Here is a 24,233-nt window from a genome sequence, read left to right as displayed (position 1 = left end):
GTTTTGTGGCACAAGCGCAGCACACTTGCCCGCTACAGTAAACGTACGATGCCGTCCGACGAGATCGCAAAGGAGTACACATGAACCGACTCATCCTGCCTGCGCTGGTCATCCTGATCGCGGCGCAATCCCCGGCCTACGCCATTAACGACACATACCGCAAACAACTGGAGCAATCGGGCTGCACCCAGGTCAGCGAAACCCAAGGCTGCGATATCCACAAGAGCAAGGCAGAAAACGCCAAGGCAGGCTTCAGCAACCCCGCCGCAGACGCCCCAGGCACCCCAACCCCCTACGTCGGGCAATGGGTGGCCAAGAGCGATGCCGGCGCAACCGTCGCCACCATCCGCATCGATGCCAAGGAACAGGTGTGGGTCAACGGCAAACAGGTCAAAGCCAAGCGTACCGACGGCACGCTGCAGTTTCGCCAGGGCAAAATCCTCTTCACCCTCCAGGGCGATCGAAGCCTGCAGAACCAGGACTACTGGACGGACAGCGATGCCGGGACCAAAGGACCGATACAGATTGAATAACAGGAGCGACACATGATTGATTTCAACAACAAGGGCTTCTTCAAACTCAAGCAAAACGAAGAATACGCCCAACGCGTTGCCGACCTTTTGCTCGACGGCGAACACGTCATCGACGCCTACAAATCGATGCGCGACGGCGTGGTCTTCACCAACAAACGCATCATCGCCGTCAACGTCCAGGGCCTCACCGGCAGCAAAAAAGACTTCACCTCACTGCCCTACAAAAACATCGTGGCGTACTCGGTGGAAACGTCCGGCACCTTCGATCTGGATTCAGAGCTGGAGATCTACTTCTCGTCGTTGGGAAAAGTGAAGTTCGAATTCACCGGCAGGACATCGATGGTAGAAATCTCAAAGCTGATCTCCCATCACGTCCTCTGACCCCGACACGAAAAAGCCCCGAAAAACTCGGGGCCCAACTGACTAAACACACATCCAATGTGGGAGCGAGTCTGCTCACCAAAGCCGTCAGGCCGGTTCCCCGATGCACCACCACTGCACTGCGACCTCATCGTCAGGTTGGGTTACGTCATGCCCGTGCTCGATGAAGTGCGCTGGCGTGTGCAACGCAAGATCACGACTGATCCGCTCTGGCATGAGCGCGTTAGTTTCACCGAGAAAACCCAGATAATAGTCACGGTCATAGAAGATGGTGACCTCGCTCTGATGAACCCATGGCCACGTCAGCAGGCAAGCAACGCGGTAGTAACCTTGAGAGTGGTCAGCAGCGTTAGACAGGTGACTAGCGGCTTCGAGCAGTTGCTGAATGCAGAAGGCCTGAACTTCGATCGCGGCGTTAGGACCTTCGACCAGAGCCTCTTGTTGCTGAGGGCGATTTGCCGCATTGATACGTCCTTGTGATGCTGAAAAAGTCTTTCGTTGTTGTCAGCTGGCGCAATGAATTCTGGAAAGATTCATTTCCAAAAAGGGGTTTTATTTTTCAGATACATAAATTTGTTCCCTTTGTTCCCTTTGTTCCCTTTGTTCCCTTTGTTCCTTATTTAAAATCGGACTTATCTAGATGGTCGCGGAATGGACGGGCCGACAATCTCCATCAGGCACTACAGGACAGTTGAAAGATGTAATCCGGACTGTTGAAGGCTTTTCCAGTCATGCTTTCAAGGCGCCTTATCTGATCTGGCGTTAAGTCGTATTCATAAATGGCGTCTTCCGGCTCACTCCACCCCATAAGCTCTGCCAATTGATCGAATTGGTCGGTAGGGATTTCAATGCTGAACGCCAGCTCCTCAGTTCCCTTGTCGAATGCAAGAATCTCATGCAGCATTTTTCTGACTCCTATCAAAGTTACTTTGGCGTGGTTCGGCCTGGTTCGGCGTCCTTTGCTCGTTCGCCCGTGTCAGGGTTGAACTCTCCCAAATGCTTGCCTTGTTTGTCGTAGAGCTCAACCCTGCCATTCTCGTAATCCCATTCATAAATTCGTCCCTTGCGGTCTTTCCAGCGTTTTCGCTTATGTCCACCACCTTTGACAGAGCTCTTTGATGGACTGAGTACGGCATCTGGAAAGGCCGTCAATCCTTTGGGGGCGGGGTGATAGCTGTGGTCGCCGCCGATAGGTCGCGCAAACACCAGGTACAACGAACTCAGGCCTGAGTCTGCCGGAAAGACCAAAATGCAGTCATCGGCCTTTATGCCGTCCTCTACCGGATAGCCCTCGATCTGGGCGTCTGTTCCTTCCGGGATCGGGTGTACAAGGATTGTGCCTTGGCTGTTGCTGGCGTCAGGATGGACCATTGGCGGTATGCCTGATCGTCCTCTAGGTGTCCACAGGATGGTGACGCCATTTAGCTCGGCTTTGATCGCGGTCTTGGAGGTGTTCCACTGGGCTTGCACCGTGCGGACCGTGTCATCACCTAACGGGCCGGTGTGAATGCCGTAAACCTGCAACTCGCCCTTAGCATCGTGGCGGAACTGAAATCGCACGCGGGTTGGAGCACGGGTCATGATGCGCAGCTGATCGTCGGTATAGAGCGTGCCGTCGCCCATTTTGGTCGGGAGCATACCTAGTACGAACACGCCGGCAGGATTTCCACGCAATGCCCAGGTGAATCCCTTTTGCATGATGCCGCCACCCGCTATGCGCCCCAGTACAGCGTCGAAGCCTAGAGCGAGTCCGGCAGCCTCTGCCGCCGTCGGGACAAGCATCGACCCAGCCAGCATGACCTTGCCAAAGTCCGAGGCGGGCATGGTGTTGCTACCGGCGTGAGTACTCCCCCAGTTTTCAGGTGTGCAGCACTTGGCAAAAACTGGGTCTTTACGATCCTTGGGAATTGGCCATTCATCTTTAGGGATATATTCCGGTTCTGGTTTAGCGGGCGGATTCCAGCCGGCCCACGAGGCGCCACCGTTCGGACGTTTTCGGCGCCAAATGTCGTCGAAAGGATGTTTTTTCCGAGTGTCCATGGTCATGACAATCCCTGTGTGACTTCGTCTCGAGACAGGAGATTGTCGGTCAGCTCGCTTCCCAGTCAATTTGACTCGGTAACCTGAAGTTTCAGACTCTGCGAAGTACGCACGATCCGCTGCGTACTTCGTTCATATGAAGTTGTAAGCCGATAATCATGGACGCCATCACACGGTCCTTCTGCAGGAGAGAGCCTGCTCGCGAAAACGCCAGTTCAGCCAGCATCAATGCTGAATCGATCGCCGTCATCATCACAAGCAGTCCGCTCCCATTTTTCAGCCGCTACCCTTCAGAAGTCGCCGCTGTCCGTTCAGGTGCCGCTGCAGTAGTCCGACCCCGCCCAAGCACCTTCACCGCATCATCAACCACCGCCTTACTCATCGCCGTCAAATAATGCGCGGCCCAGGCATGGCGGTCGGTGTCCGTGGCGTACGCCGCATCTTCATTCAGCTTCTTGGCGAGAAACAGAAAGTCAGAAGCCATGGCCAATGCATCGCCGAGGGGAACGCCACGAGTGACGTGGAAGAGTGGTTGATCTGCGCAGTAAATGGCAGGTGTTAGGCCGATGGTTTTCAGCTCGGATTGATCGGTCATTGGCCACCTCCGAGGACGGTGAGGCGGTGGGAGAGGGTGGACAGTGGGGCGTTACGCAACTGGGAGTCGCGTTGAGGGTAAAGCCAGATTTTGTACGTATCCATATAGCGCATTGTGAAGCTCCTTAATTTTTAGGAGCCGCCACAATTCGTTACCAAGCGAATGGGTGGCAGCTGTGCGCAGGTTGGTAAACCGGGAAATCAAGGAAACCGGCACGTCCGAAGACGTCCCACGCACAGCCGCCATAACGCAGATCGCAGGCGAAAAAAAAGCGCCTGCGAACGCATGGCACTGTTGCGCAGTGATTTACCTCGGGTTACCAAGCCCGGCCGCTGAATTTGCAGCGACGGAGGGAGGGTATCGTGGAGGCCCTTTTCTCGCAACCTTCGAACACATCGACCCCAACGTTGGCCGATGTGAAGGCCGGGAAGATCACTGCGCGAGAGGGCGTGCAGTTCAGCCATGAAATGCGAAACAAGATTTTGATGGAGCACCGCAAGGTTACCTCTGCGCAGGGGTTGGCTGTGGTGCAAAAAAAGAAGGCTGATGGCCGGACGCTTCAGACGCTTTTTGATCGTTACTCCAAGGAGCTGTTCAAAAAAAGTTACGATAGCCTTTCACCAGCGGAGCAGAGCGAGGTTAATTACACAATTTTGGAGGCCGCAGGGCGAGATAATTCCAAGTTCACAAATGGCACAAAAAAAATGCAGCTAATGGGAGAACTTGGCATTTTGATTACTGCTGCTGTCGCGACTTATCAAATTCTAAATGCTGAAAACAAACAAAAGGAAACGGCGCGTCAAGGGCTGATAGTGGGTGGCGGTACGGCGGGCGGTATTCTGGCAGGGCTTGGAGTCAGCGCTCTATGTGGGCCGGGCGCTCCGATCTGTGCATTTGCCGTTGTGTTTCTGGGAACTGTTGTTGGGGGCAGGTGGAACGGTAGCAGACTCGCTTGATGAGGAATTAGAGGAGTTTTCACATTGGGATATTCTTTGAACCAATCTGAGTTGACAAAGATTAGGGTCGCGCGCTCTGATCCGTTCAATGATTTCCCGGTTGATTACGATTACATAGCTCGCCAGGTTAAAGGCGTTGATCCTCAAACCCTCTACGAGATCCTTTACTCCGAAGTTGCGCCTGTCTGCTTTACCAATATTGCTGCGGCCCTTCCAACGGTATGGACAGGCTTCGATCCTGACTCCCTCAATGCCATGATTGAAGAACGGCGCGTATCCCGGAAGAACAATTGGTTTCGTAGGCAATTCGACAAACTACTCGTTCGTTGGTTGGAATATAACTACGGGTACATCTGGAAAGAGATTGTCAGCAGGCTGTGAGTTGTCAGCGAAGTTTGATTTGCTTTGAGTTTAGTGTCGTCACCAAGAAGGGCTCGTTAGGGCCTTTTCATATGCGGCTTGTTTTACTTGTACTACCAGCTTCCGACGACGCGAAGGAGAAGGGGGTAGATTTATTTCCATCTCAACCAAAGCCCCACTCAGTACCCGTCGGTGTAAAAACGGCGCCAAAACTGCCCTAACCCAATCCTTCACTGAATATCTTTCAAGTAATCCTTGAGCGCAATGGCCGGCGCTTCAAGCTGCTCTATCGTCCGCACATTGTAAAAATCAGCAGACAACCGATGCAGTTCACGCCCAAGCGGCGTATCAACACCACCGATAGCCTCCAGCGCCAAACCTACACAGTGCGCCACTCGAAACTGAATCCCCTCGACATCACCTCTACGCACCAACAACCCAAACACCTCCCGCTCATAATCACTCATGATCGGATCGTCCCGCAGAATCGGACTCGAATCCTCCGTCTCATAAGCAAGCTTGAGGCAGAACAGGGCGACGGTTTCCAGCAGCAGTTCCATGGGGTGAATCCTTGTGAAGGGGCGTACCGGTCGAGGAGGCGAGAAATCAAAAGCATCGCCAGCAAGCCGGCTCCTATAGGTCGGCGTTGTGTCAGGCACTTTTTGCCAGACGAAAAAAAAGGTTCATCACGGATTACCGGGAAAGACGCTCTTGATCTTCATAAAGAAGAACTCGCTATCCCGGTAACCGTACGCCATCCGCTTGATCACCTTTATTCGATTGTTTATTCCTTCCAACTGACCAGTGTGCATCGGCCAGCGAACCCGGCTCACGATGCCCCGCCAGTAAGCCTTTAGCCGTTTGGCAAACTGGATCAGAGCAGGTATTTCGCTTTCATGAGCATGGCGCAGCCATTGCTTCCATGCCGATCTCCAGCTCCAGGCAGTACTCGGCGTCCAGAGCGTTTTGAGTTCGGCCTTCATTAAATAGACCGTCATCAATGCCTGGTTAGCCGCCAGCAGATCCCCCAGGCGAACCTGTTGTTCCGGTGTTTTCAGGTTCTGCGGATTACGCAGAAGCAGCCATCGCGCCTGCTTGATGACCTTTCGGGCCGGTTTGTCATGACGCAGTCGATTGGCTTCGTCGACGCGCACCCGATCAATCACCTCTCGGCCATATTTGGCCACCACATGGAACAGGTCGTAGACCACGCGTGCTTGCGGGCAGTGCTGACGAACCTCCAGATCAAAAGCGGTATTCATGTCCATCGCCACCGCTTCGATGCGAGCGCAACCCTCTGGCCCCAGCTCTTCGAAAAATGGCCTGACCGCCGCCCGGCTGCGGCCTTCGCCGATCCACAGCACCCGCCGTGTATCCGCATCCAGGACAACGCTGGCATAACGATGACCTTTGAACAGTGCGAACTCGTCCATCACCAAACGTCTCGGTTGCGCCTTTGGCAAAATGCTCAATGCTGCTTGCAAGGCTCGACGCTCCAGCAACCGAACGGTCTCCCAATGCAGCCCAAACATCTGCGCCACGTGCAACGTGGGAAGGCGTTCACAGGCTTGAATGACCGCCTCTGCCAGACGACGTGTCATACGGGCATAGCGATCCAGCCAACTGACGGCCTCCATGCGTTTGCCGCAATCGCGGCAATCAACGCGCCGGAGCAAAACGCTCAGGCGCACCGCACGACCGAGAATGGGTAAATCACGAATGACTCGCTCGCAATACTCATGCGTGGTTGAACAGATTTTTTGGCAGCCGCCACAGGAAGGAAATCGAGTGGCGTGAGGAGTCAGATCGATCTGTAGGGCATCGCCATCAGGCTTGATGGTGACGACAGAAAAGCCCTCCCAAAAAGGAAGGAAAGTATTAATATCGCGCATAAGAACGCCGGTTTGTTAGATGTGTTTGCTCGCACGAACATCATCAATCAAATCGGCGTTCTTGTTTCTGTGTTTCCCGGGATTCCGTGAAGAACCAAAAAAAAGGCCTTGCTAAGCAAGACCTTTCTTAATTTTGGTGCCCGAGGGAGACTCGAATAATAGCATAACTGTATAATTAACATAGTTTTTTGCATGTGTACACTTCCACGTTGTACCGTGAAGTGTACGCCCTACCTGCCTCCAATAAGGACTGGTGTGGATGGAAGCTTGATCGGATTTCTCCATCCAATTTCCGATGAGCTGTGAGTAATATCTACAAGAAACTGGTTACGGATAGACTCCCTGGTCTGCCAAAAAATGCCGAACCTGTTGGCGCTGATGCGATTTTGACCCAGGTTACTGATTTTAGCTGACCTATGTGCAGCCTCTGAAATCCCACGCAAGGTCATCGATTGCTGAATATTCGAATGGGTCAATGATTTCCGGCGGCTTGGGTCAAAATCGCATCAGCGCCAACAGTGCAGACGCAAGAAAGAGGCAGAAAACCGCACGCAATGATGTGGCGAAGTTCAAGGATGGAAATCATGACCTATGTCCTCAACCTCAAAGGTGGTTTGAGTTTCTGTTCAGTAATCATAGACAACCTGCTCGGTGTTGACTGAGATCACGACAAGCTGCATCACCTCTAGCGGTCATCCCTCGCCCTCGTAATGACATGCGCTATGGGTCGAAAAGTACCTGGCGACATGCAGCAATCGGCCGATTCTGTTGAAAAAGTCGGATTTTCAGATCGCCTGAACTCAGGCACGGCTATCCCCTTTTGTTTTGTGGCTAACTTTTTGTTTGTTAAACACTTAAAAGCCAAGACTCACACTGCTTCAGTTTTGCATTGTCGTTCATTGCGTGAGATATTTTTTTGTCTATCTCTTTGAATTTATTCGGTTCGTTTTCTTTGTAAAATATTAACCAGTTGTCTCTGCCTTCATGTTCGATCATGTATTTTTGTTCATTTTTTTTGATACTCAAAGACCAAGATGAGAAAAAATCGGGGTGATCCGAAAATACTGTTACCGTAAAGCCACAACGACTTGTCATGTCATATAGATCGGATTGTTTCATTTGTGGCCTCCTAAATGTTATTACAGTTTACGGGATTTTTTCGAAGTTTCCTTTAGCGCTGCTAAAGACTTGAGTACCACCCCCTGACGACGGTTGTGTCACACCTTTCACAGACCAAGTATCATCTATCTGTTTGGCTGTCGATTTCAATACGGGCGTTTTTTCGGTTGTTCGATAAATACCTTGCAGTTTTAGTTCGACTGTCCCTGCTGCACGATTATCTCCGAGTGGACCAATTCCTAGCTCTGATGGGGTTGTAGCAGGGTTCAGAGAGTAGTAGTTGCCTTGTGGAGCACCCGGTGATTGGAATTGATAAACGGTTTTTCCTCGGTTTAACGTTTCTACATTTACCGGTTGATTAAAATCTATGCCGTTTAAATGCCCTGGAATGCTTGTCTCTTCAAAGCCTTGTGTTCGGTAAAACTCCGTAGCGGTCTCTTTTCTTCCGCGGGCATTGATATCGTTATTGATATCCCCTGTCCGGCCGTATTTTTGATTCAGCTCAGCTCGTCTGTCATCTGGGCAGTTACTCGGAACGCAGCTCAACCCCAACGGATCCACCCACCCCGTAGGGTTAGGTACGTACTGGTAGTTGTTCAACCCACCCGCAAGCTTGATCGGATCCGGCGTCAAAAACCGTCCAGTCCCCGGATTGTAGTAGCGATGCCGGTTGTAATGTAAGCCCGTTTCCGCATCGAAGTACTGACCCTGAAAGCGCAGCGGGTTGTCGATTTCAGCAATGTCGAGGGTGGCGAGGTTGCCGTAGGCGCGGTATTTCGCCGACCACATGATCTCGCCGCTGTAATCGGTGAGTTCCTGTGGCGTGCCGAGGTGGTCGAGTTGGTAGTAGAACGGGGTGGCTTTCAGTGGGCCTTCGCCATCGAGCATGGCCAGCGGGCGGAAGCTGCCGGGTTCGTAGATGTAACTGCGATAGCGGTTATCGGCGCTCTCGGCGATGAGGCGTTCGCCTTGCCACAGAAATTCGGTGGTTTGACCATCGACGGTTTTGGCGATGCGGCGGCCGAAGGCGTCGTACTGGTAGCTCGCGCTGCTACCGCCGGGCAGGCTGACGCCGATCAGGCGATGTTGGCAGTCGTAACGGTACTCGGTAACGAGTTTCTGCCCGGTGCCACGGCGTTCGCGGATCAGGTTGCCGTGGGCGTCGTAGTCATAGTGACGGTCGCCCTGCATGAGCAGGCGGTTGCCTTTGACGTTGGCCAGGTTCGCGGTAGGCTGGTCGCCTTGGCCGAGGAGGTTGCCCGCTGGGTCGTGGGCGAAGCTTTCCGGGGTGGTGCCACGGACGTTGATCAGACGGTCAAGCGGATCGTAATGATAGCTGCGGTTGCCTTTGCGGCTGTCGTCGATGCCCGCGAGGTTGCCATTGGCATCGTAGGCGTAGCGGCGGTGGAACAGGTTGCGTTCCTGCTGGCTGACGGTGTGGGCTTGCAGTCGGCCTTGTTCGTCATACTGGTATTGGCTGAGCAGCAGTCCTTGTTGGCGCTGCTGTTCGCGGCCGGCGTTGAACTGGTGTGTGGTCAGGCGCGAGCCGTTGAGGTCGATACTGCTCAGGCGGCCACCGGATTGGTGACGGTAGTCGAGTTTGCTGCCGTCGGGGAGGCGGCAGTGGCTCAGTTGGCCGAGGTTGTCGTACTCGTAACGCAAGGTGCCCCAGCCTTGGTGTTCGGTGATCAGGCGGTCTTGCAGATCGTATTCGTAAGCGAGGGGCCAGTGGCCGTCGTCGATGTTTACGAGGCGGCCGAGGGCGTCATAGCTGTAGTGAATTTCCTCGCCATCGGCCAGGGTCTTCACCAGCAGACGGCCAGCGGCGTCGCGTTGGTACTCGGTGATCAGCTCGCTGCCGTCGTCGCCGAATTCGGTTTTCTTCAGCAACTGGCCGTTGAGGTCGTACTCGTAGGCCGTACGGCGACCGTCGAAGCCGGTTTCCTGTTGGATCAGGCCGTTGGGGTAGTAATCGAGGTGGTAATGCTCGCCACGTTCGTTTTCGATCTCAGTGAGCAGCAAGCGCGAGTTGTCGTAGCGATAACGCAGTTGGCTGCCGTCCGGATTGATGCGACGACTGACCAAGTGCAGGTTATCGGCGTATTCGTAGCGGGTTACGCGGCCCAGTTCATCGCGTTCGGCAGTGACTTTGCCGTAGGCGTTGTAGGTGAAGGCGCGCGTAGCGCCGCCCGGCAAAGTGATTTGCGCGAGGCGGTTGGCAGCGTTCCATTGGTAGTGGGTGATCGCGCCGCTTTCGTCCTGACGGGTGATCTGCCGGCCCAAGGCGTCGTAGCGATATTTGCGCTGGCCGCCGTCCGGTAGCTGTTCTTCGAGCAGTTGGCCGAGGTTGTTCCAGCCCAGTTGATGACGACTGCCATCCGGGTGACGGATTTCCAGCAGACGGCCTTGGCGGTTGTAGCTGTAGTGGGTCGAGTTGCCGTCCGGGTCGACTTGTTCGGTGATGTCGCCCTGATCGTTGCGCCAGTATGTCCACTTTGCCGGGCCACGGTTCACCACACGGACGTAGCCGTGGTAGTACTCGTAAGTGGTGGGGGCGTCTTCCGGCGGAATCACCGCAACCAGTCGACCGGCTTCGTTGTACTGGTATTCGGTGACGGCGCCGAGTGGGTCTTTTTCGGCGATCAGGCGGCCCTTGTCATCGTAGGCCTTCAGGTGTTCGGCACCATCCGGGTCGACTTTGGCGACCAGTCGAGCCTGGTCGTCATGTGTGTAGACCTCTTCGCTGCCGTCAGCGTTGGTAACCGTGACGCTGCCCTTGTCATCCCAAGCGTAGTGCGCGTCCATCTGCGAGAAGCTTGCCCAGTGATGGATGCAGCGGGCTGACTTGCCTTCTTTTTCCCATTCCCAGTAGAAGCTGGCACCACCAGCCAGTTGCCGTTCGAGAATGACGTTCTGGTCGTTATAGGCATAACGCTCGGCTTCACCGGCGGCGTTTTTGGCTTCGATCAGGCGGTGCTGGGCGTCGTAGCCGTAGGTGACCAGGGTCTGGACGGTGCTCCAGGCATCTTCCAGGTTGTCCGCCGGGCTGAACTGCTGGTAATCGATGGCGACGATGTGTTTGCGGTCGTAACGCACGAGGAGGGCGCGACCGGCACCGTTATCGACACGTTTGATTCGTCCGTGAATGTCGCGGGTGATGTGCAGGCGGTTGTCGTAGCTGTCGCTGATGGCGATCAGCGTCGCGCCTTTGCTGTTGTAGCGGAAGTGGTAGAACTGGGTGCGTTCGCCGGCTTGGGTGAGGATCAGTTCGGACGGATCGTCACCAAGGAAAATCGCCGCTTCCGACAGGCTGTTGGTGATCGCCGGGCGCTGCACACTGGGCAACGGGAAGGTGGTGACGCGGTTTTCGTGGTCGGTCCAGATTACTTCGTCGCCGTTGATGTCGACGCGTTGCGCCAGGGCGTGGCTCCAACCGTAACCGAGGCCGCAGTCGATTTCTGCGGCGCTGGTGCGATAGAGGCGCGTCCAGCTGAAGGGCAGCAGACCACCGAGTTCACCGTCGGTCAGGGTCAGCAGCTCTTCGCCGGTAACCATCGATACCGGGCAACCATTGGTGCAGGTTTTCTTGGCACAGGCGGCGCTTTTGTCGTCAGGCGTTTTTGACTGAGTAGGAGCGTCGTCGACCTTTTCCTTTGGTGCGAGGGTGGTCTGTTTGTCTTTCTTGCCACGCGGAAATGAAGAAGCGTCTTTCACTTCCTGCTTCGGCGTATCCGTGGTTTTCGGCACCTGACTTTTAGAACCGTTGGCGGCGGCCTCGTCGATTTTGAGCGCCGCCGTTTTGGTCGGCTTCATCGGCACGCTTTTGGCACTGGCAATCAGTGGCTTGGAAACCTCCGCGTGCGCTGGCAGGCTGTGCTTGCCGCTCAGGCTCATCAGTTTTGCGGCCAGCTCTTCAAGGTATTTGAGCGCCGTACCGGACTTGACCGTGGACAGAGTTTTGGTCCCCACCCGCACTGCGATCCCGGCACCGCCAGTGAGGCAAATACCCAATACCACGTTGATCAGGAATTCCGACGCAATGGCCGTCACCACGTCAACGATGACTTGCGGCGGCAGCATGCCGACCCACGCCACAATCGCCGAGACGTAAATGAACATCAGTGGTTCGTCACTGAGGATCAACAGACCCGAAGCAATGGACTCCTTGGACGCGGCATAGAGCTTGTCGATCTCGACATCCGACAGGTACTTGCGCAGCTTTTCGAGGTTTTCCTTTGGGTGTGCGAGTAGTTCGAACAGGCTTTTGATGTCATCCCACAGCCTGAGCAGCGCCTTTTCCAGACCATCCATCGCTCGTTTTAACAGAATGACAGAGCGGCCCGCGCGGTCAGCCGCCGAGTAACTGGCCCACTGAGGCTGGAACTTGCTCGACCATTCACTTTGCAACCAGCCGTTTAGATTGCCGATTACACCCTGGTAGGAGTCGTAGAGTGCTTTGACATTGCTTTGGGATACGTTCGGGAAAAAGGTAATGCGGTACATCTGGCCTTTCTTGCAGCCATCGATCACCTTGATGCCGCTCGGGCCGATCGTTGTTTCAATGACGGGGCCAGTGACGTCGTCGTAAAAAGTACCTTTGGTGACGGGTTCCAGTTTCACTGGCGTGTTGCCGATCGGTACGAATCGTGCTGATTCGAACATGTGGATCAGCGTGAAGTCGCCCGCCAGAGGGCAGGTCGCGTAGGTCTCGACCTTGCCGGTTTTGGTCTTGCGTTTGGTCACGCTGACTTCATTGCCGACCTTGAAGGTTTGGTCGACATCCAATGCCCAACCGGTCAGGAAGCCGTCCGCCCATTCCTTGTAATCGCTCAGGCAGTTCTTGAAGTCTTTGAGAATCAGGTTCACGTCAGGGGTTTTGGCGTCCAGCACGCGTAGGACCAAGGTACCGATCGGGGTATTCATGACGTGACTTCCTTTGTCAGCTGAGCAGCGAGACGCTCTGCCAAATCTTCTGTATTGGGTTGTTGGCGCACGAAGCGCTCGACCTTGTGGCGCAAGTTATTTTCGGGAAAGGCGAAGAACAGTTCCGGGCAGTCCTCTCCCAGCCACTGCATCAGGTTGTCGACGACGGTGGTGTGGTCTTTTTCCGCCAAACTATCGAGCAACTTTTGCGGCACCTCCCACCACGGCCATTCCTTCGCTGGCGGCACGGCCCTCGGCCCAACGTCCAGGCTCTGGCCATTGATCAGATAGCGGTCAAACACCGGCAATACTTCACCTGCGCCAGCACTCAGCCCTTCAAGAATCGGGTAAATATGCCGCCCGTCCCAGAACCGGAAAAACACTTCGGTCCCATCGGGCATGCGTACCTGGGTCAAACTGCGCAGGTGCTCGAACACCACGTCCGGCGTGCTGGTGGACACTGCCAGCCAACCCCAGTCCTGAGCATCGGTTTCGGCGATCCATTGCAGAAAACCGGCATTGGGTTTCAGCTCGGCGAGGTAGGGCATGACGGGCTGCCAATCGGCGTAAGGCGTGCCGCTCCAGATCGGGATCAATTCCGGCGCCATGTCTTGCTGGTAGAAGGCCTTGAGTGGCTCGGCATCGCTGGCCGCGCTAACGATCAAGTACAACCGCTCACCCTTCTGCAACGGCCGTTCAGCCAGCCAAGCCTGTGGAGTCAACAGATCAGATCGCACAAGCACCTGCCTTGCACTTCTCGCACTCTTCACAGAATGGCGCGTTGCGTTTCAGGGTGTTGATCTGCGCCGGGCTCAGAACCGCCCCCGCCTTATCCGCATCCGCCTGTTTCAGCGCCCCGGGCATCAGCGGAGCCGCCCCAGTGCCGCTGCCCGGACTCCCCCCGGAATTCATGTTGATCACCGGCCCGCTCAGCGTCACACCGCTGGCGTCGATCTTGATGAAGCTGCCGCCGCCCTTGAGGGTGAGTTCGCTGCCGGCTTCGAGCACGACTTTCATGCCGCTGCTCAGGTGGATTTCCTGGCCGGCTTCGATGAATTGGCCGGTGCCGACTTTAATGTGCTGGTTGACGCCCACCGTCAGGTGGTCGTTGGCGCGGGCTTCGACTTTGCGATCGGCATAGACGGTGTGGTGTTCTTCGGCCTTGAATTCGCTGTAGCTGTTTTGCTCAACGGTGTCGTGGCGTTCGTTGCCGACGCGGATTTTCTGGTCGTGCTCGACGTTTTCGTCCCAGTCGCGCTGGGCGTGCAGGAAGATCTGTTCCTGGCCCTTTTTGTCTTCGATGCGCAGCTCGTTGAAACCGCCGCCGCCCGGAGAACTCAGGGTTTTGAAGGTGCTGCGGGTCTTGTTCGCCGGCAGGGCGTACGGGACGACGTTTTCCTTGTGGTACAGGCAGCCGCTGATCAGCGGTTGGTCGGGGTCACCTTCGAGAAAGCTGACCAGCACTTCCATGCCGATGCGTGGAATGGCGATGCCGCCGTAATGGGCGCCGGCCCAGGCGGAGGAGACGCGCAGCCAGCAGCTGGTCTTGTCGTCGGCCTGACCTTCGCGGTCCCAATGGAATTGCACTTTGACGCGACCGTATTGGTCACAGTGGATCTCTTCACCCTTGGGGCCGGTAACCACGGCGCTCTGGCTGCCGAGGATCCGTGGCTTGGGGTGGTTCAGCGGCGGACGGTTCGGCACGTCCCAGGGGGTGGCCTGGAAGCGGTTGCGGTAGCCCTGGTGGAAATCGTCTTTCAGATTGGTGGTGCTGCTGGTCACCGACTCTTCTAGCACTTGCGGCTGTTTGCCTTCGTGGAGGATTTCGGTCAGCAGCCACAGATCGTTCCACTTGGCCTTGGGGTGTTGGGTCAGGGCCAGGAAGTGGCCGCTGACGAGCAACGGCTGATCGCTTCGGCCTTCGGCCAACTGGAAGTCGCTGCGGTGACGCTCGAGGGCGCGTTTGGCCAGGTGCTTGCCGCGTTCACGGTCGATGAAGCGGCCGGGGTAGTCGTAGTCTTCGAGGTCGGGCAGGGCGTCGCCACGGTTCTCGCTTTCCAGTTTCAGGCGCGGTTTTTCGAAGTCGTAATCGCGGCGGGTGGTGCGGCTGGTGCGGGTTTCCAGGCGCAGGTCGAAGCGCTTGATCACCGGGTCGTTGGCGACCATGCCGGAGTCTTGCTGGTAGGCCACGGGCGCGAGTTTCGGGAACAGCGTCTGGTCATCGCCGAACACTAGCTTGTGGGCCGTGGCGCTGTGCTGGAAGTGGTAATGGATACCTTCTTCCTCGCACAGGCGCTGGATGAACTGCAGGTCCGATTCATCGTATTGAACGCAGTAAATGCGCTCGGGATAAATCGCCCCGACTTTGAATTCGTAGGCATTGCTTTGGATGCCGTGCTCTTCGAGGACCATGCCGATGATTTTCGGCACGGTGAGGTTCTGGAAGATGCGTTGGTTGATGCGGTGCGCCAGGTAGGACAGCTGCGGGCGCAGGGTCACAGCGTAGCGGGTCAGGCGTTTGCCCGAATCGCCCTGGGCGGCGCGGTAGATCTGGCCATGAATGCCGCTGCCGTCAGGCGAGAGCTGCAAGAAGGCCGGTTTGTGCAATAGCGTTTCGAGGTCCAGGGACGGCTGCTCACTGACCAGCTCCACCTCAAACACAAAAGGTTGGCTGATGGCTTCCCGACCTTGCAGGGCAAGGACCTGGAGATCGTTTTCCAGACCTTCGACAGTCAGGGCAAAGTGAGTCTGATTGGCCGGCGCGAACATCCCTTGTTCCTCGTGCAGTGCTGCGGCGCACGCCTACACCCAAACGGGCGCTTGCGGACGCGAAAATTCCTGGAAGGCGCAAATGACATCGACCAGCAGAGCTGGCCGATGTTTGGAACCGTCAGCCGCGATTAAGCGACTGGAACACGCCAGTCATCGGAACCCGAAGTACCGGATACTTCGTGGGTCCAGGTGATTTTGCGGTAGGTGAACTGCACTTCTTCCAGGTGCGTGAAGTGCGCGTTCGACGGATCCTGGCAGTTGTGCATTTTGTTGTTGATGGCGACGATGATCGCGTCTTCCAGTTTGGTGGTGTAGTAGTGCTCTTGGGTACCTTGAGCCGAAGTGCGGTACCACTGGATAACGATTTCGCTCATGCGCTCGCCGGAAGTCAGGGCGGCTTGCAGCAGTGGCGAAGACTTGTCGTAGACCTTGGTGATCACGACTGGCTTGTGTACGCGCTGACCGGTCGGTTGGCCGGACTGTGGGTCACGCGGGATGATCACGTCGTGGCTGAACGCCTGAACCATGACCTGGTCTTCGTGACCTTCCTGGTAGGTGTTGCCAACGGAGTCGGCGGTGAAGGCGCCGGCAGTGATCAGGCCTTGTTTCTCGCCAGTAACGGACATGTACGCTGGTGTAGCCATGGATGTGCTCCTTGCTAAAAGTGAGGGTGCCCGGGAGGCGGTATCGCCCGGTGGGTGCCTGACTGTTATCAAGGACCGTGCCAGAAATTATTTTTTCCATATAAATCAGGTGGTTGAGGCGATTTTTAAAACGCGAAGAGGTTTTTCGGCAACGATTACCGGAAAAAGTGCGCAAGAAGTTGCGCACCACTGCGCAACTTCTTGCGCACTTGGCTGCAGTCTTTGCAAGACGTGGCTTGCAGGGCAGTTGGGTCGCGAATATTACGATCTACTGCGCAACTTCTTGCGCACAATGGCCCAATGATGGCGCTCACTGTGCGAAGAAAGAGAATTTCATAACCTCCCAATTCGCATCAAGGTAGTTGAAGGTAATGCTGGACCGGAGAAGTACCAATGCTAACCGATCTACAAGCTCGTCTATCACTCGCAGAGCTAGCCGAAAAATACTTAGAGGGAAGAGATCCTGCTTATGGTCGGCTGATCGAAGTCATTCATGATCCAGCGCGGCAAGTGCCTATCAAAGGGGTACTTGAGGCCATTCGCCGATACCAAAAAGCGCCGTACACACAAAAAGAGCTTGAGCTGATCGATGACCTTTTATACATGTACGGATAATTGGCAAAACGCGATTCGGGATAGTCCAACAAGATCTGCCGATCAATCTGCCGCGCATCGTTGAACCCTGGCCCATCCTCCGACCGACACCACCGCACAAACGCCTGCCAGCGATCACTGTGCGCTTTGACCGTGCCGTAATGCTCACCGCCAAACAGGTCGCGGAGGGCCTGCGGCCCGGCATAACTCAGTTGTCGGCCATAGCCAAAATTGCGCCCGTCCCGTCTACCGACCAATGCCATGATCAAACTCCTCTCGAAGCCAAAACTTTTAAAACTTTCCCCACGTCATCCCGCCAAGAATGTTGAGTGTTATCAGGGATCAAGGCCCCTGCGACCTGTGAGGGTTGTCCACTAACGCGGGACTGACGGCTCTTTACGACCGGGAGCTTGGGCATCTCATGATCTGGCCTCCTGAACACCGTTACCGGTGGGCGGGCGGAGGTTGCATTGGCTGACGAGACCAGCGCCGTGGGATCCTGAGTCAGGTGAAGGCAGTGAGGCGATGACCGGGGCATCCCTGACTGTCAGTCAGGTGCAGTCCATTCCTTGGGCTGCGGCACCATCATCTGCATCGCTGTTGCGGGTGACTTCGGTGTTTGTCACGCCGATTGTCACGAGGGGAAATGCCGCAAAGCCTTGTACGAGTTGGGCTGCAGCAGCGGTAGGAGCGCCCGTCTCTTTCCGGGAGAAAGAGACGGGCGCAGGTTGGCGCAAGGAAATGGCCAAGCGGATAGGTTGCTGCAGGGCAGCTATGAAAGGGAATGAGTTGCCGCAGTGGGCACGCTGGTAAAAGTAGGCATCCATCACATCGCTGTGACCGTGCGAGCCGCCGGACGCTCATCGCACTTTGGGAGAACCACCACGGTGTGGCGTAGCCTTAAAGGTTCTGGCTACCTGGGTTGCTGTCAACGACAGCGCTTTGCCCGATCTTTTCTACGCCTGTGAATAATTGAGGTCAAGACTCCAATTTTCGGGAGTTCTGCGGCGGTGGATGAAATTATCCACCGGTGGAAATCTATGGTTTTCCACAGATAATTTGCGTGGGCTTTAGATTTTTTACATGAGGTCCATCCAAGCAGGGCGGCTTTGCAGCCCCGCTTGGATGGACCCGCGTGGAAGGCGGACTGCGGTGATCTTATTGGCTTACCCACGTTTGGATGCGCCACGGTAGTTTTGCAAGGTTGTCGTCGAGCGGGTCGAATTCGTGAGGCATCAAGTGATCACTGAGTCGCCGTTGATTCTGTCTCGATAGGCAACTTTTGGGGAGGATCATCTTTGTGTGCATGGGATGCTGTTAGAGGCGGTGCAGAAGGGCGAGCGAGGAACTGATTAACGCGAGTATCAAATTGATCGCGAAGGTTGGCTGTAATGCCTTCTTTGAGGGCATCGAGATAGTCTGCATACCACTGCATCATGATCCGACGTTGCGGCAGGTATAGGGCTTGATTGTACTCACCAGAGATGCCGCCCTCGACGTGAGCCAGCTGGCTTTCGACATGATCCTTCAGCCAGCCATGTTCGCGGAGCAGCGTGCTTGCGGTATGACGAGTGCCATGGCTGACGAGTCGTCCTTTGTAGCCGATCTTGGCGAACACCAGGTTGATCGTGTTTTCACTGATGACTGGCTGCTTTTCACCATTGCCAGGGAACAGATACCGGCTGCGTCCAGTGCTTTGATTCAGTTTGGTAAGCATGGCGATCAATTGATGAGGTAGAGGGCTGACGTAATCTCTGCGCATCTTCATGCGTGCGGCCGGGATGGTCCATATCCCTTCCTCGAAATCGATCTCTTCCCATTTTGCATAGCGAACCATGCCGGGGCGGCTCGCCGTCAGGATTGTCATCCATGATGCAATCCTCGCTGGTAGCCGACTGGTGGTCTTGCTTAAGGCCCGGAGAAACTCAGGTAGTTCGTGTTCATGTAGATGTGGGTAGTGTTGAGTGGGTGGTGGAGCTATCGCAATGGCATGGAGTTCGGAGGCTGGATTGTGTTCGCACAGGCCACGTGCAATGGCTTGACTGAAAATCTGTTTCAGCCAGGTCCGGGTCTTGTCCGCAACATTGAAGGCGCCTCGTTTTTCGATGCAGGCCTGCAGTTTTGCGCAGTCGCTTCGAGTGATGAGCTCCAGTTGCTTCTCGCCGAGCGCGGGCAGTAGATCCTTATCGAGATAGTCGCGGATCTTCTTCAGCGTCGCGCTGCTGCGGCCGGAGTCCGCTTTGAATTGGTACCAGTACTCCGCGGCTCGCCTGAAGGTGTTGAGCCCGGCCTCCTGCTGTCGTAGCTTGTCATCGCGGCGTTTGGCGCCGGGGTTGGTGCCTTGCTTGAGTAGGTTGCGGCATTCTGCAGCTCGTTCACGAGCTTCCTGCAAGGAGATATGCGGATACACGCCAAGTGACATGCGCGCCGCCCGACCCTGATAGGTGTAACGGAAGTGCCAGTACTTGCTGCCGTTGGGTTTCACCAGCAGGGCAAGACCCGAACTATCACTCAAGGTGAACGGTCTGTCGGCAGGCTTGGACGCTTTGATTTGCAAGGCGGTCAATGGCATCGCTGTACACCTCCGGTTCTCGAACTGGAATATGTACAGAAAATGTACCAAAAAGAGGCTGGCTTGCAAGAGATAGGGGTGGAACCCCAGAGACCAAAAAGCCCGCAGTTAGCGGGCTCTATGGGTGTTGAGTAGACGCTGGTAGTCGTCTATGTACTGCAAATGGTGCCCCGAGGGAGACTCGAACTCCCACTCCTTTCGAAAACGGATTTTGAATCCGCCGCGTCTACCAATTCCGCCATCAGGGCTCAATGGCCGCGGAGTATAAAGATGAGATTACCGTCGGTCAATCAGGTACATAGAGAATTTTCACTATTTCCGCTAGACTTCCCGCCCCTGCTAGACGAACCCCATCATGCGCGTTGCTGACTTTACTTTCGAACTCCCTGATTCGCTGATCGCCCGCCACCCTTTGGCCGAGCGTCGCAACAGTCGCCTGTTGACCCTTGATGGGGTCAGCGGCGCCCTGGCACACCGTCAATTCACCGATTTGCTCGAGGATTTGCGCCCGGGCGATTTGATGGTGTTCAACAATACCCGGGTGATTCCGGCACGGCTGTTTGGCCAGAAGGCTTCCGGCGGCAAGCTGGAAATTCTGGTCGAGCGCGTGCTCGACAGTCATCGCGTGTTGGCCCATGTGCGTTCCAGCAAGTCGCCGAAGCCGGGGTCTAAGATCCTGATCGATGGCGGTGGCGAGGCCGAGATGCTGGCGCGTCATGATGCGTTGTTCGAGCTGGGGTTCGCCGAAGAGGTGTTGCCGCTGCTGGACCGCGTCGGGCACATGCCGTTGCCGCCGTATATAGACCGCCCGGATGAAGGCTCGGACCGTGAGCGTTATCAGACGGTCTACGCCGAGCGTTTGGGCGCGGTGGCGGCGCCGACGGCGGGGCTGCATTTCGATCAGCCGCTGCTGGAGGCGATTGCCGCCAAGGGCGTCGAGACGGCGTTCGTGACCTTGCACGTCGGCGCCGGTACGTTCCAGCCGGTGCGCGTCGAGAAGATCGAAGATCACCACATGCACAGCGAATGGCTGGAAGTCGGCCAGGACGTGGTGGATGCGGTCGCTGCTTGCCGTGCTCGCGGTGGTCGCGTGGTGGCCGTGGGGACCACCAGCGTGCGTTCGCTGGAAAGTGCTGCGCGCGATGGCGTGCTCAAGCCGTTCAGTGGCGACACCGATATCTTTATCTACCCGGGCCGACCGTTTCACGTGGTCGATGCCTTGGTCACCAACTTCCATTTGCCTGAATCCACGCTGTTGATGCTGGTTTCGGCGTTCGCCGGTTATCCCGAAGCCATGGCTGCTTATAAAGCGGCCGTCGAGCATGGATACCGCTTTTTCAGCTACGGTGATGCGATGTTTATCACCCGTAATCCCGCACCACGTGGCCCTGAGGACAAAGAATGAGTCGCCAAAGTCGTATGTCGTTTGAGTTGCTTGCTACTGACGGCAAGGCTCGTCGCGGTCGTTTGACCTTTCCACGCGGCACCGTAGAAACCCCGGCCTTCATGCCGGTGGGCACCTACGGCACCGTCAAGGGCATGTTGCCGCGGGATATCGTCGCCACCGGCGCGGAAATCATTCTGGGCAACACCTTTCACTTGTGGCTGCGTCCTGGCACCGAAGCGATCAAGAAGCACGGCGACCTGCACGATTTCATGCAGTGGAAAGGCCCGATTCTGACCGACTCCGGCGGCTTCCAGGTGTTCAGCCTGGGCGCCATGCGCAAAATCAAGGAGGAGGGCGTGACCTTCGCCTCGCCGGTTGATGGCGCCAAAGTGTTCATGGGTCCGGAAGAATCGATGCAGGTCCAGCGTGACCTGGGTTCGGACATCGTGATGATTTTCGACGAATGCACCCCGTACCCGGCTGACGAAGACGTCGCTCGAGTGTCGATGGAGCTTTCGTTGCGTTGGGCCAAGCGCTCGAAAGAAGCCCATGGCGACAACACGGCGGCGCTGTTCGGCATCGTTCAGGGCGGCATGCACCAGGACCTGCGCATGCGCTCCCTGGAAGGCCTCGACCAGATCGGCTTTGATGGCCTGGCCATTGGCGGTCTGTCGGTGGGCGAGCCCAAGCACGAAATGATCAAGGTGCTGGATTACCTGCCGGGTCAGATGCCGGCTGACAAACCTCGTTACCTTATGGGCGTTGGCAAACCGGAAGATCTGGTTGAGGGTGTGCGCCGCGGTGTGGACATGTTCGATTGCGTGATGCCAACCCGTAATGCCCGCAATGGGCATCTGTTCATTGACACCGGCGTGCTGAAGATCCGTAACGCGTTCCATCGCCATGATGATTCGCCGCTCGATCCGACCTGTGATTGCTATACCTGCCAGAACTTCTCCCGTGCTTATCTGCACCACCTGGACAAGTGCGGCGAAATGCTGGGTAGCATGTTGAATACCATCCACAATTTGCGCCATTACCAGGTGCTTATGGCTGGTTTGCGCGAGGCTATTCAACAGGGTACATTGGCCGCCTTTGTCGATGCCTTCTACGCCAAACGCGGGTTACCTGTTCCGCCTTTGGACTGAGTTTTCTGACCCCAAGATTCAACATTTGCAACTGGAGTGCTAAATGAGCTTTTTTATCTCTAATGCCATGGCTGACGCTGCTGCACCTGCTGCTGCGGGCCCAATGGGTGGTGGTTTTGAGTGGATTTTCCTGGTGGGTTTCCTGGTCATCTTTTACCTGATGATCTGGCGTCCACAGGCCAAGCGCGCCAAAGAACAGAAAAACCTGCTGAGCAGCCTGCAAAAAGGCGACGAAGTTGTGACCACCGGTGGTATCGCCGGCAAGATCACTAAAGTGGCAGACGATTTCGTTGTTCTGGAAGTTTCCGACACCGTCGAAATGAAGTTCCAGAAAGGCGCTATTGCCGCGACGCTGCCAAAAGGCACGCTGAAAGCGATCTAAGTTTCAACTTCATATTCAATCGACGGGGCGCGCAAGGCGCCCCGCGTCATAAACGGGCGGCGTGATGCTGAACAAATACCCTCTGTGGAAATACATTCTGATCCTGGCGGTGCTGGCGGTCGGTCTGATTTATTCCGCTCCCAATCTATATCCTGATGACCCGGCCATTCAGGTCAGCGGTGCAAGTACTGCGCTGTTGGTCAATCAGGCTGATCTGGATCGTGTGAGCACTGCGCTCAAGGAATCCGGGATCAACGTCAAGGCAGCCACGCTGGCGGCCAATGGCAAGGGCGGTCTGATTCGTCTGACCAAGGCTGAAGATCAGCTGCCGGCCAAAGACGTCGTGCGCAAGGCCCTGGGTGATGACTACGTCGTTGCACTGAACCTGGCACAAACCACGCCACAATGGCTGCGCAGCCTGGGCGCGCACCCGATGAAGCTGGGTCTGGACTTGTCCGGTGGTGTGCACTTCCTGCTGGAAGTGGACATGGACAAAGCCATCGACGCACGCTTGAAAGTGTACGAAGGCGATGTGAAAAGCCTGTTGCGTAAAGAGAAACTGCGCTATCGCAGCCTGCCGCAATTTAACGGTGCCATCCAGCTGGGCTTCAGTGATGAAGCAGCCCGCGAAGAGGCCCGGGCGCTGATCCGCAAGAACTTCAACGATTTCGACATTGTTCCGGCCGACCTGAATGGTCAACCGGTGCTGCGTCTGGCGATGACCCCAGCCAAGCTGGCGGAAATCCGCGAATACTCCATCAAGCAGAACTTGACCACGGTACGTAACCGCGTCAACGAGCTGGGTGTCGCCGAACCGATCGTTCAGCGTCAGGGCGCCAACCGCATTGTGGTTGAGTTGCCGGGCGTTCAGGACACCGCAGAAGCCAAGCGTATCCTCGGCAAGACGGCCAACCTCGAGTTCCGTCTGGCGGCTGAGCCGGGTGCTTCGAAAGCCACTTCCGAAACCTTCGAATTCCGTGAAGGCAAGCGTCCGCCGGCACAGATCGAGCGTGGCCTGATCATCACCGGTGACCAGGTAACTGACGCCAAGGCTGGTTTCGGCGAACACGGCACGCCTGAAGTGAACATCCGTCTGGATGGCCACGGTGGCGAGCTGATGAGTCGTGCGACTCGCAGCAACGTCGGTCGCAGCATGGCGGTGATCTTCATCGAGCAGCGTCCTGTTACCACCTACACCAAGCAAATGGTCAACGGCGTCGAGAAAGACGTTGCGGTCCAGACGTTCAAAGAAGAGAAGAAGATCATCAGCCTGGCGACCATCCAGTCGCCGCTGGGTGCTCAGTTCCGCATCACTGGCCTGAACGGCCAGGGCGAGTCTTCCGAACTGGCGCTGTTGCTGCGTGCCGGTGGTCTGGCTGCACCGATGTACTTCGCTGAAGAGCGCACCATTGGTCCAAGCCTGGGTGCCGACAACATCGTCAAGGGTATCGATGCATCGCTGTGGGGCATGCTGTTTGTCTCGCTGTTCATCATCGCCATCTACCGCTTCTTCGGCATCATCGCCACCGTCGCGCTGGCGGTGAACATGGTGCTGCTGCTGGCCTTGATGTCTTTGCTGGGGGCAACGCTGACCCTGCCGGGTATCGCCGGTATCGTATTGACCATGGGTATGGCGGTCGACGCCAACGTTCTGATCTTCTCGCGGATACGTGAAGAGATCGCGGCGGGCATGACCGTACAACGGGCAATCAACGAAGGCTTCGGCCGGGCATTCACCGCGATTCTCGACGCCAACCTGACCACATTGTTGGTCGGCGGGATTCTCTTTGCGATGGGCACCGGCCCGGTCAAAGGCTTCGCAGTGACCATGTCCCTCGGGATCTTTACCTCGATGTTCACGGCCATCATGGTGACCCGCGCGATGGTCAACCTGATCTTCGGCGGTCGTGACTTCAAGAAGTTGTGGATTTAAGG

23 protein-coding genes, 1 tRNA gene and 1 pseudogene are annotated in these 24,233 nt (G+C 56.2%); 10 read left to right on the top strand and 15 right to left on the bottom strand.

Annotation, left to right across the window (positions count from 1 at the left end; genetic code table 11):
* Positions 1-80 precede the first annotated feature (80 nt).
* Both NL116_RS25800 and NL116_RS25795 read left to right on the top strand, forming a co-directional pair.
* Complete coding sequence (locus tag NL116_RS25800) at positions 81-533, top strand: hypothetical protein (RefSeq protein ID WP_494374616.1); 453 nt, start codon at positions 81-83, stop codon at positions 531-533.
* A 12-nt stretch (positions 534-545) separates the two neighbouring features.
* Positions 546-914 (top strand): PH domain-containing protein, encoded by a 369-nt coding sequence (locus tag NL116_RS25795; protein ID WP_494374615.1) that lies wholly within the window; start codon positions 546-548, stop codon positions 912-914.
* A gap of 87 nt (positions 915-1,001) precedes the next feature.
* Here NL116_RS25795 and NL116_RS25790 read toward each other — a convergent pair whose 3' ends face one another.
* The 4 genes from NL116_RS25790 to NL116_RS25775 all read right to left on the bottom strand — a co-directional run bounded on the left by NL116_RS25790 (position 1,002) and on the right by NL116_RS25775 (position 3,549).
* A complete protein-coding gene (locus tag NL116_RS25790; RefSeq protein ID WP_494378133.1) occupies positions 1,002-1,301 on the bottom strand; it encodes a DUF3916 domain-containing protein in 300 nt (99 codons plus the stop codon).
* A 286-nt stretch (positions 1,302-1,587) separates the two neighbouring features.
* The gene (locus NL116_RS25785; RefSeq protein WP_494374614.1) at positions 1,588-1,818 is read right to left on the bottom strand and encodes a DUF7683 domain-containing protein; all 231 of its coding nucleotides are present in this window, start codon (positions 1,816-1,818) and stop codon (positions 1,588-1,590) included.
* A 20-nt stretch (positions 1,819-1,838) separates the two neighbouring features.
* Positions 1,839-2,960: an S-type pyocin domain-containing protein gene (locus NL116_RS25780; RefSeq protein ID WP_494374613.1), complete on the bottom strand. Its 1,122-nt coding sequence runs from the start codon at positions 2,958-2,960 to the stop codon at positions 1,839-1,841.
* A 277-nt stretch (positions 2,961-3,237) separates the two neighbouring features.
* Complete coding sequence (locus NL116_RS25775; protein WP_494374612.1) at positions 3,238-3,549, bottom strand: DUF3077 domain-containing protein; 312 nt, start codon at positions 3,547-3,549, stop codon at positions 3,238-3,240.
* A 362-nt stretch (positions 3,550-3,911) separates the two neighbouring features.
* On the opposite strand from NL116_RS25775, the gene NL116_RS25770 reads away from it, so the two are divergent.
* Positions 3,912-4,505, top strand: coding sequence for a hypothetical protein (locus tag NL116_RS25770; protein ID WP_494374611.1), 594 nt, complete (start codon positions 3,912-3,914; stop codon positions 4,503-4,505).
* 24 nt (positions 4,506-4,529) lie between these two features.
* Positions 4,530-4,886 carry a DUF7079 family protein gene (locus tag NL116_RS25765; RefSeq protein ID WP_494374610.1) on the top strand — a complete coding sequence of 119 codons (357 nt, stop codon included), beginning with the start codon at positions 4,530-4,532 and terminating at the stop codon, positions 4,884-4,886.
* Positions 4,887-5,095: 209 nt separating this feature from the next.
* Here the strand turns inward: NL116_RS25765 and NL116_RS25760 are convergent, their stop codons facing one another.
* The 8 genes from NL116_RS25760 to NL116_RS25725 all read right to left on the bottom strand — a co-directional run bounded on the left by NL116_RS25760 (position 5,096) and on the right by NL116_RS25725 (position 16,215).
* A complete protein-coding gene (locus NL116_RS25760; protein ID WP_494374609.1) occupies positions 5,096-5,425 on the bottom strand; it encodes a hypothetical protein in 330 nt (109 codons plus the stop codon).
* A 126-nt stretch (positions 5,426-5,551) separates the two neighbouring features.
* The gene (locus tag NL116_RS25755) at positions 5,552-6,757 is read right to left on the bottom strand and encodes an ISL3 family transposase (protein WP_494373355.1); all 1,206 of its coding nucleotides are present in this window, start codon (positions 6,755-6,757) and stop codon (positions 5,552-5,554) included.
* 472 nt (positions 6,758-7,229) lie between these two features.
* Positions 7,230-7,343: a DUF1652 domain-containing protein gene (locus tag NL116_RS25750; RefSeq protein ID WP_494374608.1), complete on the bottom strand. Its 114-nt coding sequence runs from the start codon at positions 7,341-7,343 to the stop codon at positions 7,230-7,232.
* 260 nt (positions 7,344-7,603) lie between these two features.
* A complete protein-coding gene (locus tag NL116_RS25745) occupies positions 7,604-7,876 on the bottom strand; it encodes a hypothetical protein (RefSeq protein WP_494374607.1) in 273 nt (90 codons plus the stop codon).
* Positions 7,877-7,903: 27 nt separating this feature from the next.
* Positions 7,904-12,799 (bottom strand): polymorphic toxin type 46 domain-containing protein, encoded by a 4,896-nt coding sequence (locus tag NL116_RS25740; RefSeq protein ID WP_494374606.1) that lies wholly within the window; start codon positions 12,797-12,799, stop codon positions 7,904-7,906.
* Positions 12,796-13,536, bottom strand: coding sequence for a DUF4123 domain-containing protein (locus NL116_RS25735; RefSeq protein WP_494374605.1), 741 nt, complete (start codon positions 13,534-13,536; stop codon positions 12,796-12,798). The genes NL116_RS25740 and NL116_RS25735 overlap by 4 nt, the downstream gene beginning before the upstream one ends.
* Positions 13,526-15,568 carry a type VI secretion system Vgr family protein gene (locus tag NL116_RS25730; RefSeq protein ID WP_494374604.1) on the bottom strand — a complete coding sequence of 681 codons (2,043 nt, stop codon included), beginning with the start codon at positions 15,566-15,568 and terminating at the stop codon, positions 13,526-13,528. The genes NL116_RS25735 and NL116_RS25730 overlap by 11 nt, the downstream gene beginning before the upstream one ends.
* Positions 15,569-15,699: 131 nt before the next feature.
* Positions 15,700-16,215 (bottom strand): Hcp family type VI secretion system effector, encoded by a 516-nt coding sequence (locus NL116_RS25725; RefSeq protein ID WP_494374603.1) that lies wholly within the window; start codon positions 16,213-16,215, stop codon positions 15,700-15,702.
* Here NL116_RS25725 and NL116_RS25720 point away from each other — a divergent pair.
* A complete protein-coding gene (locus NL116_RS25720; protein WP_494374602.1) occupies positions 16,214-16,519 on the top strand; it encodes a hypothetical protein in 306 nt (101 codons plus the stop codon). The genes NL116_RS25725 and NL116_RS25720 overlap by 2 nt on opposite strands.
* 89 nt (positions 16,520-16,608) lie before the next feature.
* Entirely contained in the window at positions 16,609-16,830 is a 222-nt protein-coding gene (locus NL116_RS25715) for a hypothetical protein (RefSeq protein WP_494374601.1), read from the top strand.
* Between the two features lie 19 nt (positions 16,831-16,849).
* Here NL116_RS25715 and NL116_RS25710 read toward each other — a convergent pair.
* The 3 genes and pseudogenes from NL116_RS25710 to NL116_RS25700 form a co-directional block, all read right to left on the bottom strand.
* Positions 16,850-17,072, bottom strand: a pseudogene (locus NL116_RS25710) (integrase domain-containing protein); the annotation flags it as partial.
* Between the two features lie 980 nt (positions 17,073-18,052).
* Entirely contained in the window at positions 18,053-19,381 is a 1,329-nt protein-coding gene (locus NL116_RS25705) for a tyrosine-type recombinase/integrase (protein ID WP_129438209.1), read from the bottom strand.
* Positions 19,382-19,544: 163 nt separating this feature from the next.
* Positions 19,545-19,629 (bottom strand) — tRNA-Leu (locus NL116_RS25700).
* 107 nt (positions 19,630-19,736) lie between these two features.
* Between NL116_RS25700 and queA the strand changes: the two genes are divergently transcribed.
* From queA to secD, 4 genes are all read left to right on the top strand, one after another.
* Entirely contained in the window at positions 19,737-20,786 is a 1,050-nt protein-coding gene (gene queA / locus NL116_RS25695; protein ID WP_494374600.1) for a tRNA preQ1(34) S-adenosylmethionine ribosyltransferase-isomerase QueA, read from the top strand.
* 14 nt (positions 20,787-20,800) lie between these two features.
* Positions 20,801-21,916 (top strand): tRNA guanosine(34) transglycosylase Tgt, encoded by a 1,116-nt coding sequence (gene tgt, locus NL116_RS25690; protein ID WP_494378132.1) that lies wholly within the window; start codon positions 20,801-20,803, stop codon positions 21,914-21,916.
* Positions 21,917-21,959: 43 nt separating this feature from the next.
* Positions 21,960-22,298, top strand: a complete 339-nt coding sequence (gene yajC / locus NL116_RS25685; protein WP_007916913.1) for a preprotein translocase subunit YajC — start codon at positions 21,960-21,962, stop codon at positions 22,296-22,298.
* Positions 22,299-22,362: 64 nt separating this feature from the next.
* Complete coding sequence (gene secD / locus NL116_RS25680; protein WP_494374599.1) at positions 22,363-24,231, top strand: protein translocase subunit SecD; 1,869 nt, start codon at positions 22,363-22,365, stop codon at positions 24,229-24,231.
* Positions 24,232-24,233 lie beyond the last annotated feature (2 nt).

It is taken from the genome of Pseudomonas sp. FBCC-B1667 (assembly GCF_059133255.1).
Note: the sequence above shows the minus strand (reverse complement) of the source record. Positions and strands in the feature narration are given on the sequence as shown.